Origin of the sequence: Pedobacter rhodius (assembly GCF_027213645.1) — a bacterium.
GTDB classification, from domain to species: Bacteria; Bacteroidota; Bacteroidia; order Sphingobacteriales; family Sphingobacteriaceae; genus Pedobacter; species Pedobacter rhodius.
The window spans coordinates 930,548-943,940 of sequence record NZ_JAPWGL010000002.1 but is presented as its reverse complement, the minus strand read 5'-3'; the positions used below and the strand labels follow the sequence as shown (position 1 = coordinate 943,940).

General features: G+C 37.8%; 13 protein-coding genes. 11 read left to right on the top strand and 2 right to left on the bottom strand.

All coding sequences use genetic code 11. From position 1 onward, the window contains the following. Positions 1-67: 67 nt before the first annotated feature. Positions 68-298, bottom strand: coding sequence for a helix-turn-helix domain-containing protein (locus tag O0931_RS09280; RefSeq protein ID WP_269415440.1), 231 nt, complete (start codon positions 296-298; stop codon positions 68-70). A 75-nt stretch (positions 299-373) separates the two neighbouring features. Here O0931_RS09280 and O0931_RS09275 point away from each other — a divergent pair, with 75 nt between their 5' ends. Genes O0931_RS09275 through O0931_RS09265 form a run of 3 tightly spaced genes read left to right on the top strand, consistent with a single transcriptional unit; the run spans position 374 to position 1,972 of the window. After that, positions 374-946 carry a hypothetical protein gene (locus tag O0931_RS09275; RefSeq protein ID WP_269415283.1) on the top strand — a complete coding sequence of 191 codons (573 nt, stop codon included), beginning with the start codon at positions 374-376 and terminating at the stop codon, positions 944-946. A 10-nt stretch (positions 947-956) separates the two neighbouring features. Continuing rightward, the gene (locus O0931_RS09270) at positions 957-1,205 is read left to right on the top strand and encodes a hypothetical protein (protein ID WP_269415282.1); all 249 of its coding nucleotides are present in this window, start codon (positions 957-959) and stop codon (positions 1,203-1,205) included. Between the two features lie 53 nt (positions 1,206-1,258). Continuing rightward, the gene (locus O0931_RS09265) at positions 1,259-1,972 is read left to right on the top strand and encodes a hypothetical protein (RefSeq protein WP_269415281.1); all 714 of its coding nucleotides are present in this window, start codon (positions 1,259-1,261) and stop codon (positions 1,970-1,972) included. A gap of 65 nt (positions 1,973-2,037) precedes the next feature. Here O0931_RS09265 and O0931_RS09260 read toward each other — a convergent pair whose 3' ends face one another. Further along, positions 2,038-2,190 (bottom strand): hypothetical protein, encoded by a 153-nt coding sequence (locus O0931_RS09260; RefSeq protein WP_269415280.1) that lies wholly within the window; start codon positions 2,188-2,190, stop codon positions 2,038-2,040. A gap of 362 nt (positions 2,191-2,552) precedes the next feature. Here O0931_RS09260 and O0931_RS09255 point away from each other — a divergent pair, with 362 nt between their 5' ends. The 8 genes from O0931_RS09255 (at position 2,553) to O0931_RS09220 (ending at position 13,387) form a co-directional block, all read left to right on the top strand. Further along, a complete protein-coding gene (locus tag O0931_RS09255) occupies positions 2,553-6,059 on the top strand; it encodes a heparinase II/III family protein (RefSeq protein ID WP_269415279.1) in 3,507 nt (1,168 codons plus the stop codon). Between the two features lie 177 nt (positions 6,060-6,236). Next, complete coding sequence (locus tag O0931_RS09250) at positions 6,237-7,166, top strand: ROK family protein (RefSeq protein ID WP_269415278.1); 930 nt, start codon at positions 6,237-6,239, stop codon at positions 7,164-7,166. 7 nt (positions 7,167-7,173) lie between these two features. After that, positions 7,174-7,689, top strand: coding sequence for a DUF4861 family protein (locus O0931_RS09245; RefSeq protein WP_269415277.1), 516 nt, complete (start codon positions 7,174-7,176; stop codon positions 7,687-7,689). 16 nt (positions 7,690-7,705) lie between these two features. Continuing rightward, positions 7,706-8,359 (top strand): DUF4861 family protein, encoded by a 654-nt coding sequence (locus O0931_RS09240; protein WP_269415276.1) that lies wholly within the window; start codon positions 7,706-7,708, stop codon positions 8,357-8,359. Positions 8,360-8,512: 153 nt separating this feature from the next. Then, positions 8,513-9,052, top strand: a complete 540-nt coding sequence (locus tag O0931_RS09235) for a hypothetical protein (RefSeq protein ID WP_269415275.1) — start codon at positions 8,513-8,515, stop codon at positions 9,050-9,052. Between the two features lie 330 nt (positions 9,053-9,382). Further along, complete coding sequence (locus O0931_RS09230) at positions 9,383-9,583, top strand: hypothetical protein (protein WP_269415274.1); 201 nt, start codon at positions 9,383-9,385, stop codon at positions 9,581-9,583. 54 nt (positions 9,584-9,637) lie between these two features. Next, entirely contained in the window at positions 9,638-10,852 is a 1,215-nt protein-coding gene (locus O0931_RS09225; RefSeq protein WP_269415273.1) for a glycoside hydrolase family 88 protein, read from the top strand. 84 nt (positions 10,853-10,936) lie between these two features. Then, positions 10,937-13,387: a glycosyl hydrolase family 95 catalytic domain-containing protein gene (locus O0931_RS09220; protein ID WP_269415272.1), complete on the top strand. Its 2,451-nt coding sequence runs from the start codon at positions 10,937-10,939 to the stop codon at positions 13,385-13,387. Positions 13,388-13,393: the final 6 nt, after the last annotated feature.

Here is a 13,393-nt window from a genome sequence, read left to right as displayed (position 1 = left end):
TCAATGTAATTCTTAAACTAAGATAAATAAAAAGTATCCAAATTATTCAATTGGATTTTATAATTATTCATTCTTCTAAAAGTTTATCGATTGATACTTCCAATGCTTTAGAGATGGCATAAGCTGTACTAATAGTACAATTGACTTTTCCTCTTTCTACGGTACTGATTGCACCTAATTCTACATCGCAAAGTCCAGCAAGTTCATTCATGGTCAAACCCTTGGCATTGCGATATTTTCGCACATTATCACCAAATCTAGTTATGATTTGATTATTCCTCGGATTCTTGGTCGCCATCGTAACAAAAATATTTATATCATATTTTGAAACATGTACGACATGTCGTATATTCGATTTTTTAAACAATTTTATATGAAGAAAATTCTATTTGCTCTTGCTCTCATAGGTATTATATCCTGCAAGAAATCCAATTCAAATTCTAATGAAACACAACCTGAACCTAAGCCAATTGTATTACACAAAGTAGGCGATAGCTTTGGTGGTGGTATCATAATAAGAGTAACAAACGAAACAGGTGAACATGGAACTATTGTTTCGCCACAAGACCAGACTACAGGTGGATGTCAATGGGCTGTAGTTGGTAAATCTGGAAAACCTGATGTAGTGGGTGCTAATGGTGCATTAATTAACACAAATAAAATCTTAGCATTCTATGGCAGTAATGCGAATATCGCTGCTAAAATTGCCAGAGATTATAAAGGTGGTGGTTATTCAGATTGGTGTCTCCCAATGAATGTTGATTTACAAGCAATGTATAAAAACAGAAACTTACTTGGCTCTTATACTAGTCAATATTGGAGTTGTCAGGAAGGTGCAGACCTTAATCCATCATCATCCCCATATTTCTATAGCATGATATATGGTAACTCTTTTACAGGTTCAAGTGGTGCAGTAATTAATGTTAGAGCAGTTAGAGAATACTAATTATAAAGCAATGGAAAATACAGAACAACAAAAAACCTATAAATCTTGCGCACTTTTACTTTTATTATTTCTTTCAATTTGGGGTGGATGTTATTATATGATGGGGTCTAGTGCCGATTGCATCAAAACGTTACCAGATGGTGCAGTAAGGTGTGAATGTGATTTTAAATCCAGTGATGACTGGCAGAAATTCAAAGAGGATACTCATGGAGCATGGGAGGCAGTTGTGTTAGATGAAGACCCTTGTAAAAATAAATAATTAGATTGTTATAATAAGACATCTTAATCGTACATTTCTAAAATATGAACGATTTGACCGAACAAGAATATTTCAAAATACGTAGTGATTTAATACTTAATCAAATCGAGTTACTTGAATCGACTAGGGGAAAAATAAAGGACTATATCGAGGAATTGAAAGACACTACTTCTTGGGATATAGACAAAGATGTTAGAATTAATATACTAAACCAGATTAATGCTATCATGAGCGTTAACATAATGAATATGTGTTTTAACGTTCAATATGTAAATAACCACTCCTTTCAAGTTCAACATTTCAAAACTGAAACTTTTAAAGATGCGGACATGATGTTTATTGCATATCTGACAATGAATAAAAATGGATTTGTATATAATTTATCTGCAATAATAGAAAGGTATTTGAGAATTGTCATTTTAGAATTTGATTCTACAATAGATATTACAAAAGGGATATATTCAATTAAGAAAAAACTTTTTTCATTTTTAGGTATTTCAAAAGACAGTGATGAATGGAATGGTTTAAAATTATTATCGTCTATAAGAAATACAATCCATAACAATGGAATTCATTTGAGCAAGAACGATGAAGAAATTTTGTACCGTGAATCGGTACATCCTTTTATAAATAATCGTCCTCATATTTCAGCGTCCTATAATAACTTGAACAATATTATTACAGACTTATTGAGTTTAATAAAGATGATAAATAATTTTCCATTAATTAAATCTAAGGATATATTTATTGATTATTCCACAAATTAATAAAGCCCTTGATTCTTCATCAAGGGCAGTTACGATTTTTTCATTTAATTAGAAATTTGTATTCTTTACTCTTTCTTGCCTTGCCTTTGCTTTTCTGCTAAAGCCTTCATCAAATTGAACGTTTCTAAATCACTTAGTGGATTCTCAATTTCATTTTGTAATTCTTCATCAGAATCATTTTCTAATTCCTCATCTGTTTTTTTTCTTTCTAAATTCATTTTATTTTGTTTTTATGCAATGTGAATGAATTTTAAAAATTTAAAAAATCTATTTTAAAATAGTACACTAACTTGATTTTTGTAAATAATCATATATTTTTGATTGGGATTTAAACTTCAAACTAAAGTTAGTCCCAACTGGGTATAGTTACCTTTGATAAAAAGCAATGTGCCGGATACAAGTTTCCCTTAAACTGATTCGATAGACAGTTCAGATTATCAAACAGTTAAAAAAAATTAATTTTTCCGCTAATAAATAAGCTTAAACTTTAAATCAGGAGAGTAGCAACGACATATTTTATTGTCATTGTTATAAAAAGGCTAATCCTTTACATCCAGCTTACTGTTTCGATTTATTTATAATGCTTGACAATAAAATCCTAATTAAAATTGTTTTAACTGCTTTTTTATCCATTTTCAGCAGTTTTGCTTTTGCTCAAAATACCCTTTATGAACAGACCGAAGCCTGGAAAAAATTAGCTATCGAAAATTGGAAAGGAGCGGAACAAAAAGGTAATGAATTAAGCCTGACAGCACCCGGTACTGTAAGCTATGAGGTTCCGGATGGTGGTAAGAAATGGTTTACAAGAGGCTTAATGGAAGAATATGACGGGGTAATCGACGGGCGGCAGTGGTATGGTATCCAGATGGATTTATACCTGGAAAGTGATGCTGTATTTGAAACGATTGCCACCATTAGCATCCCGAAACAAGCCGGTCGGCACAACCTGCCCGATTCGTCAAAAGCGACGATTCATGTTCAGGGGAAAGGATGGCATGCTATTAATATTCCGTTCAGCAGCTTTGATTATAATCGTGGTCAATTTTATTTTCTGAAATTTTTAAAGACAATTTCCTTTTCCGGAGCTTACCTGAATTTAAAGGGAGCGAAATTTCTTTTAAAAAACATCAAACTTGTAAAAGGAAACCCGCTTAAATTATCATCTTTAATTCGCTCAAAAGCCGGTTTACCGGGTAATACGATAAAATATGAGGTAAATATCTGCAATAGTTCAGAAGTAACGCAACAGGTAAACTTAGCGTTTCGGCGAACAGGTTGGGAAGGCATGCCAGCTACCGTAAATCCTTCTGTTGTGGCTTTAAAAGCCGGCGAAACGAAAAAACTGGAAGTATCCGTTTTAGTGCCCGGAACTTTTCCTGAAGGTGCTCAGGAAACACAGGTTCTGGAAGCCGTTTCAGCAACAACAAGTACTACGGAGAAAATCGAATTTATCACCCTAAGAAAATTAGAAGGACCCTTTTTAATTCATCAGGAACAAGGCTGGAAAAATGTACTGGAAAAAACCAAAAAATACGATTGGGCAAAGAAATCAATGATCGATTATATCCGTAAGGCGGATGAATTTGAGGTGCCGGAAGTACCTTCCGGCGGCATTCCGGCTGAAAATTCAAAAGCGGTTTATAAAAGTTATTTAGAACAAAGATTTTGGCCTGTTGGAGTTGCTTATAAACTCACCGGTGAAAAGAAATATGCTGAGAAATTAGCACTGGTGCTTACCCGTTTAGCTGCCCCTGATGCTTACCCGCAAACTTTGCATGCCAATAACCAGGGTATTCCGCAGGAAGGTGGTTTTTTTGAGGCTTGTGCCAGAAGCTATGATTTGATTAAAGATGCCGGTGTTTTGAGTGATCTGCAGAAAGCACTTGTAGAGCAAACATTTCGTTTATACATCTACACTGTGGAAGACGGGCTTGGGAATGGCGGCATATCGAACTGGAGTGTTTTTAACCTTTGCCCGGCTGCGCAATGTGCCTTAGTTTTGCAAGACATGGCTCATTTTAATTATTTAATGGATGGTCCATGCGGGATTAGAGATCACCTGAAATACGGGATGATGGATGATGGCTGGTGGTATGAAATGTCGTTAAGTTACAATTTGGGCTGCGCAGAAAACATGACGGCACTCGGCTTAGCTGCAAGACCATTTGGAATCGATTTTCTGAACGAAAAAATACCTGTTCCGCTTACAAAAAAAGTTGGATTAAGGCCCTTTGAATTTGAAAATTTTCAGGGGATGGCCTTTGGGAAATTCGGACCGGTTAAGGAAAATTTCATTACGGTTAAAAGAATGTGGGATGCCATTACCATTTACCCGGATTACAGAAGTGTTATGTTTGGAATGGGCGATGGGCATGAACACGAAGTTGGTGGTGTAGATTTTGAAAAGGCCTATTTTGCATTCAGGGACAGCAGTTATGCCGCTATTATCAAACAGGGAAAAAGCAGGGATCTGATTTATGGCGTGCCGGAATTACCCTTAAATACTCCCAAATTATACACGAAATCCGGTCATTCAGATAATGCCGGGCTGGCCGTACTGCGATCGCAAACCGACAACCGGGCGCCACGTGAACAAATTCAGGCCGCATTAAAGTATGGTACCCATGGTAGTTATCATGGCCATTTCGATCGGCTGAGCCTGGTTTCTTTAATGCGGTACGGCAGAAGTTTCTGGAATCCGGAAACCAGCTGGTTTGGTTACGGCAGTTATATGTACAAATGGTGGGTTCAACCGTCAATGGCGCATAATATGGTTGTGGTTGATGGTAAACAACAAGAACCGGTAGAATCGAAACCTTTGCTTTTTCACAGTGGTAAAATGATGCAGGCTATCGCTGCGGAAACCTTTGTCCGATGGAGTAATCCGCCGTATTTTGGAGGCTATGCGCAGGTAGAACAGGTTAAAAAAGCCGATGCGCCATACGTACCTATACCGGGTAACCACCCCAATCCAACGGATGTAACCGATTACACAGAACCTGTTTTACAACGAAGATTATTATTGGTAACCGATGATTATGTAATTACGGCAGATTATTTGAAAGCTAAACAAGCCCATACTTTTGATAACCTGCTGCATTTGCGAGGGGCTAAGCCGGATGCATCATTGCAACTCATCGGCCGGGATGAAAAATTTGACACGAACCCGTTAAGTAGCGGACAGTTTATTACCAATGTGACCAATTATTCATTTAATGGGATTGCGAAAGTCCATTCCAAACTTATTGCGGACCCTACCGTGGGATGGGAGAGTGGTGGCTTCAACGGTTTTCAGGAACCAGGCGAATTAAATACAGATACCTACCAGGTTTGGCCGCAAAAAGCATTAGTACGCATAGGAAATTATGCTGAGGCTTATAGCATTAATAAGAAGTTGGTTTATGAGGTATTAGGAGATGAGCAAATACTTGCCAAAGATTCCATGGGGACATGGCTTTTAGGACGTGCAGACTTAGATGTTCCTGTCAAAAATATAAAAACGTTAACGTTAAAGACCACCAAAACCGGTAATGCTAAAAACAGTACACTGTTTTGGGCGGGTGCAAAAATTATAACCTCAAAAGGCAAGGTTATTCCGCTTGACCAGTTAAAGATTTCTACGGAGCAGCTTATTCCTGTCGAAACGAAAAATACGGATTATAAAGGCGGCCCGGTAAGGATAGCAGGTGTAACGTATACGGAATCGATACCTGCAGAACCACAAAATGATAAGAAACCTGGCCTAATCAAGGTTGATTTATCCGGCCTCGATGCGGCTCGTTTGCTGGTATCAGTAGGTGGAGATGCGCCGGTTGGAAATGAAGACCAGGTTCGAAAAACGGTAAGTTTCAGAACAAGAGGAAAGGAAACGAGTTATTTAACATTGATAGAACCTTATGAAGCGAAACAAAATGTTAAAAAAATAACATCAAACCAGGAGAATTTAATTGATGTTGAACTTATCGATGGACGGATACAACACCTGAAGATAGACGGTCTCAAAAGTAAGGATGGAAAACTAACTGTGGAAATCACCGAAGAAAAGAATGGAAAAATTTTGCGTACTGAAAGAACGGAAACGCATTAAGCTAAACTGAATACAGAATAAAACAAGTAGCAGTATATCAATTTTTTTTATATAAAATTTAATAATTTAAATCTGCTCATTAATCACCAACAATTTATTCAGATTGCTTGTTAAATTGCTTCTACCAGAGGATTAATAAATTAAAATCTATACTACTTTAAAAATCTGCTTAATGAAATGCTTCAAAAACTTAACGGAAAAAAGATAATAGGCATTGATATAGGAGGAACGCATATAACGGCTGCTCAAATAAATATGAATGACCGTTGTGTTGTAGAGGGTTCCGGTTGCACAAATGTTGTTAAAACCAATGGCGTGTCAGCTGAAATTATCGACGTTTGGGTTCAGACGATAAAACAAGTCATCAACCATCTGGATAAAAAAGAGGTACTTTTGGGCATTTCCATGCCCAGGCCATTTGATTACGAAAATGGTATATCTAAAATTAAAGGCATGAACAAATATGACGCGCTTTATAATATGGATATACGTCATATGCTTTCAAAAGAACTTGAAATTATGCCGTCGAATATATTATTCAGAAATGATGCTGAATCTTTTCTTCATGGAGAGGTAAACTGCGGTGCTGCAATGAATAAAAAAAACGCTTTTGGCATTACACTGGGTACCGGATTAGGTTCAGCAGTGAGCGAATGCGGATTTATACATGATGCTAATTTAGGAAGTGCCCCCTTTAAAAGAGGAATTGCTGAAGACTATTTATCGACCAGGTGGTTCCTGAAACGCTATTACGAATTAACTGGAGAAAATATACCTGATGTGAAAACCTTGGTAGAAGACAATTCTAAGCGTTATTATACTCAGATAATTTTCAATGAATTTAAATTAAATCTTGCCGATTTTTTATGGCCGGTTATTTTGAAATATAAACCTGAAATTGTTGTAATTGGCGGTAATATTGCCAGGGCAAGTGCATTATTTCTAAACCAGTTGCAGGCATTATTAAATTTAAGGGACTTGCAGGTTATATTAAGGCGTACAGCGCTTTGGGAAGAAGCTGCCATGATCGGGGTGGCCTATTATTGGAAAGATGTTGCCGCAGAAAAAATTATTAGTTTAACTTCGAAATCATTTACTGACTATTAAATTAAATATGAGATTTTACTTCTTTATCCTGTTATCGATATGCTGGGCACCTGCTTTTTGTCAGGAAAAAACTTTTATGCTTTACAATCCTGCGCCTGTAGCCAGGATGGACGAGTTGGTCATACTCAGGAAAAAAGATTTGATTAATAAAATAAACGGCCTGGATGATAAAAAATATGTAGCCATAAAAGATGTAAATAAACAGCTACAGTCCTTGCAGTTTGATGATTTGGATAAGGATGGCAGTTGGGATGAGGTTATTTTTCTACATTCGTTTAAAGCCTATGAAAAAGCTGTATTTTCAATAAGTATCCGTGATGAAAAACCCGAAAAAGGGCTAACGCGTGCCCATGTAAGGCAACGCAGAAAGAATGCGGATGACACATTCGGGCCAAATATTCCCAATGATGCAATACCCGCCGGGCAATTAAATACAAATTTTAGCAAAGTAAAATTACCGCCTTTTTTAACAGAGGGCCCGGCCTGGGAAAACGATATGGTGGGTTGCAGTTATTTACCATAATAAAGCCTCATGGGGGATGGATATATATAAGGTAGGCTCATCACTAAGTGCTGGCGCTTTAGCTTTATCCCTTAAACTCCCCGATGGAAAAGATTCACTGATTCGGTTGGGTGGGGTAAATATGGGTAAGGTAATTTATGAGCAAGTAGCAGACGGACCATTGAGAGCAATTTTTAGAATGCACTACCCTGAATGGAATTTTGCAAAAGGTTATGGACCGATATCGCTCACTGAAGAAATCAGCATTTGGGGTGGCCAATACTATTATCAGAGTCGTATCATTGCTGAGAATATGCCTGAAAATGCAAATCTGGTTACCGGGTTTGCCAATTTATACGGACTACAAGCGAGTGAAATGATTGGAAAACATGCCAGGGCTTTATATTCATATGGCTTGCAAAGTGAAAATAAAGACAATCTCGGTTTAGCAATTATTGTTCCCGATCAATTGGTTAAAGCTTTTAAACAAACAACCTCGTCAGAAAAAGATATAAAAGACAGTTACCTGGTTTACTTCCAGTCTAAAAAGCAAAAAATTGAACCCACTTTCCGGTTTTATGCCTGTTGGCAGGCCAGCGATTACCGGTTTTCTGATTCTGCAAAGTTCAATTTGTTTTTAAATGAGCAGCTTAAGTTAGCAGACCAGCCCCTAAATTTGAGCTGGAAGTGATGGTTTTTTATTGAATTGTTAATTTATCCATCATTAGATTATGTTTATTTTATAATTAGTTTACCTTTTTTATTAAAAAGTTAATTTTTAATAAGATTTTGCTAAACCGGTTTAGTTTTTTAAATTTGATAAACAAATCTAACCGGATATTTTATGATCAATAATCCTCAATTACTCGATCAATGCAGTTCTGTCTCTAAAATTCAACAACCATGTTCTTGTTCAGACGTAGTTCATGTTCCATTTAATAACGAAAACGATATCCAGTTTATACACTATAATTTATATCCTGTCTTATTTCAGTATGTAGATCGTTTTATCCAGAAGGAGGCAATTTCTGATAGCCTGGTCGCTGATTTATTTTTTCAGATGGTAAAAAATGATGAATTGAATAGCGATTTGGAACAAATGGTACTATTTTCTCTGAAACATGCCCGTGAAATTTGTGCAAACTATTTAAATAAAGATTCCGCTTTTTTAGGTGAACTTATCGAGCTTGTTGAGGCTGATTTTAATGAAGTGACTCAAAAAGACTTATCACTTTTTACGGAGATGAGTCCTGTTTCCAAAGAGCTTGTTTTTCTAAAATATGGCTTGGGGTTTGATTTGAACGGTATTTCTGAAATACTTAATCTTCCATATCAGGATGTTGCGCTTATTTATTTGAATATGAATAAGAAAATGCTGCAATAAGAAACCGTCTGAATTTATTAACACCTTTATATGTCGTTCTGAAGGATAATTTATTTCATTAGAATTTATATAAATGAAAAAAAAATGCAGATAAAATCCTCTAGATCCCGTCCTTTCGAGCGGAGTGCAACGAAGTCGAGAAATCTGTTTAAATAGATCTCTCCATTCCGCTGCGCTCCATCCGATAGCATAAAGATTGCCTACCTGCAGGAGGCAGGCTTGGTCGTACTTCCTAGCAAAGACTACCCGTTCCAGCTGCGTCAATGGCAGGCTGTAGTTAATTCTTTGCCATTATCCTGATTTTTTTAAATCTTTTATACTTAAAAGAGTATGAAAGCAGACTTTGTGTGTCTTAAGGTTATGAAAATAAATAAGCATGTACCGATTGAGGATGAAGATGAGGAGCTTTTTTCATTTAGAAAAAAACAAATTTCGAAGGAGAAAATAGAAGCGCACTGGAAAATACTACATGAAAAAATAAAACATTATGAAGAGGAAAAAGGCGCAAGTAACCCAACTGAGGCCCTTTAGTAGTCAATTCAAAATAAAGTAATCATATTTTAAACAAACCGGGTTCTTCACCGTATGAATAAAAGAAAAATCTTCGCCATTCTAATTGCACTTTTTTTTTACTTACCGAACATTCAGGCACAGGTTAATCCGGATAAGGCACTATTGTATTGTGCTGAACAGGCTAAATCTACACTTAAACTAATTCCACGTCAAAGTCCTGATATTCCAAGGAGTATAAATCAGGGGAAGAAAGACTGGCGGTATGTAGATTATAAAGACTGGTGCAGTGGCTTTTGGCCAGGGATATTGTGGTATCTATATGAAGCTACCGGAAACAATCAGTTTAAACTTGCAGGCGATAAATTCTCAAAAGAACTCATTCCGCTATCCAGGGAAAAGGCTTTCGATCATGACTTGGGCTTTCAGATTTTCAGTAGTTTCGGTAACGGTTACCGCTTAACCCAATATCCCGAATATAAAAAGATTATACTTAGAACAGCAGATACACTGGCCACTTTGTATAACGCTAAGGTTGGCACCATCTTATCGTGGCCCAGGTCGGTGCCAAATATGAATTGGCCGCAACACAATACCATTATCGATAACATGATAAACCTAGAATTACTTTTCTGGGCGTCTAAAAACGGAGGCAGTAAGCACTTGTATAATATAGCTGTCAATCATGCTAAAACAACGATGAAGAATCATTTCAGGGCTGATTTCTCTGCATATCATGCAGTCGTTTACGATAAATTGACTGGTAAAAAAATAAAAGGTGTAACTCATCAGGGTTATGCCGACGACTCGATGTGGGCCAGAGGCCAATCCTGGGCCATATATGGTTATACGATGTGCTTTCGGGAAACTAAAGATCCTGTTTTTTTAGATTTTGCTCAAAAAGTTACGGATGTTTACCTTAAATCGCTTACTGTAGATGGAATTCCATACTGGGATTTTAATGATCCCGCAATACCAAATGCACCCAAAGATGCTTCTGCAGCAGCGGTGGTGGCCTCTGCATTAATAGAGCTTTCTGCTTTTGTAACGGATAAGATTAAAAGCGAAGCTTACTCAAAGGCGGCTAAGCAAATGCTTACGACACTATCATCAGCCAATTATCAAAGCCGGAATCAGAACAGCGCATTCCTTTTGCATTCTACCGGACATAAACCCAACGAGTCGGAAATAGATGCTTCCATTATTTATGCGGATTATTATTATATCGAAGCCCTGTTAAGGCTTAAAAAAATCCAAAAAGGCATTAGTATCTATCAGAAATTAAAATAATTTTTTCATAAAAAAATACCTGAAAAACCAATTATGTGTCTTCGCATCGTGAATTTAGCCCTGTCCAAACCTTTCAGGCACCTTATGGTCCTGAGCCTCTTATGCTGCGCCATAAATGTTAGCGCTCAAAGTGAAACATCGCTTAAATTATGGTATGATCAGCCTGCAAGTAATACCTGGACTAGTGCCCTTCCTGTCGGAAACGGAAGACTGGGCGCTATGGTTTACGGAAATCCGGAGCAGGAACTTATCAAGCTAAATGAATCTACGGTTTGGACCGGTGGGCCGTCGAGAAATGACAATCCGGATGCACTTCAGGCTTTGCCGGAAATCAGAAAACTTTTATTTGAAGGGAAAAACCGGGAAGCGCAGGAACTGGCAGGCAAAACAATTCAATCGAAGCGCAATAATGGTATGAAATATCAGCCGGTTGGCGAGTTGATACTCGATTTTCCGGGCCATAATCATCACAAACAATATTACCGGGAATTAAACATCGAAAATGCAGTTGCTAAAACGATGTATACTGTTGATGATGTAAAATTTACGAGGGAGGTTTTTACGTCTATTCCCGACCAGGTAATTATAGTTAAGCTTTCTGCCAGCAAGCCATCCATGCTTAATTTTTCAGCCGCCATGCAAAGTCCGCAACGTGCAACTGTTCAAACTAAAGGTGATAATCAAATTGATTTAACCGGTATTACTGAAGATCATGAAGGTGTTGCGTCTAAAATTAAATTTCACGCCATAACCAGAATTGTAACAGATGGTGGCAAATGTACACAAACGGATTCTACCATTAACATTCAGCAGGCAAACGCTGCTTTGATTTACATATCCATCGCAACCAATTTTGTAAATTATCATGATGTAAGTGCGGATGAAAACCAGCGCGCAGCAAACTATCTTAACCAGGCGCTAAAAAAAACATTTGCGAAGGCCAGAAAAGATCACATCATCAGTTACCAGAAATTCTTTAACCGCGTTAAGTTCGATTTGGGTAAAAGTGAATCATCGGTTTTACCAACTAACATTCGACTGGCACAATTTGCAAAGGGAAGTGATCCGTCGTTGATTACGCTTTATTACCAGTTTGGCCGATACCTGCTCATTTCGAGTTCTGAGCCAGGTGGTCAGCCCGCCAATTTACAAGGCATCTGGAATGATCAGATGAATCCACCCTGGGACAGTAAATATACCATCAATATCAATACACAGATGAATTACTGGCCCGCTGAAAATACAAATCTCGCAGAAATGCACATGCCTTTTATCAACATGGTTAAGGATTTATCCGAAACCGGACAAGAAACGGCTAAAGTAATGTATGGTGCAAATGGCTGGGTGGCCCATCACAATACAGATATCTGGCGTATAACAGGGCCGGTAGACAGAATTTATTGGGGAATATGGTCGATGGGAGCTGCCTGGACCAGTCAGCACATTTGGGAAAAATATTTATATGGTGGCGATAAAAAATACATGGCTTCGTATTACCCTATATTAAAAGGTGCTTCACAATTTTTTCTTGACCACCTGGTAAAAGAGCCTACACATAATTGGCTGGTTAATGCACCCGGTACATCACCTGAAAATGAACCTAAGCTGCCCGGATGGAATGGCGTTTCGATTACAGAAGGCGCTACAATGGATAACCAGATTGTTTTTGACTTGTTTTCGAATACCATACAGGCCGCTGAAGCTTTAGGCGAAGATGATGAATTTATAGCGAAGGTTAAGGCCGCACGCAAGCAAATGCCACCTATGCAAATTGGTAAATACAGTCAGTTACAAGAATGGATTACGGATATGGACGATCCAACCGACAAGCACAGGCATATTTCGCATCTGTTCGGACTTTTTCCCGGTAAGCAAATTTCTGCTTATCGTACGCCGGAACTTTTTGAGGCAGCGAAAAATTCCTTGAATTATCGTGGCGATATATCTACAGGGTGGAGCATGGGCTGGAAAGTAAACCTCTGGGCCAGGTTTTTAGATGGTAACCATGCTTTCGAATTGATTAAAAAACAGCTGTCGCCTTTGGGTATGAATGCAGGTGGCGGCGGTACTTACTTAAACTTATTTGATGCGCATCCGCCTTTTCAGATTGATGGCAATTTCGGGTGTACAGCAGGTATAACTGAAATGCTGATGCAGAGTCACGATGGTGCACTGGATTTGTTACCGGCTTTACCAGATGCCTGGGCAAAAGGTGCGATAAGCGGCTTGAGGGCCAGGGGTGGTTTTGAGATTGTAACTATGGAATGGAATAACGGGAAGTTAAAAAAATTAATACTTAAATCGACGCTGGGCGGCAATTGCCGGATAAGACTGGCTGATAAAATAATGGCTGCGAATGGTATAAAACTATCCGAAGCCAAAGGAAATAACCCTAATCCATTCTACCATACCGATACCGTTGCCGGTTTAATTATTTCGCCTGCTGCGGTTTTAAATAAACCCGTTGTAAGATCAAAATTTCTTTACGATTTAAAAACAGAAAAAGGCAAAACATATACAATTACGGCGCTTTAAACAATA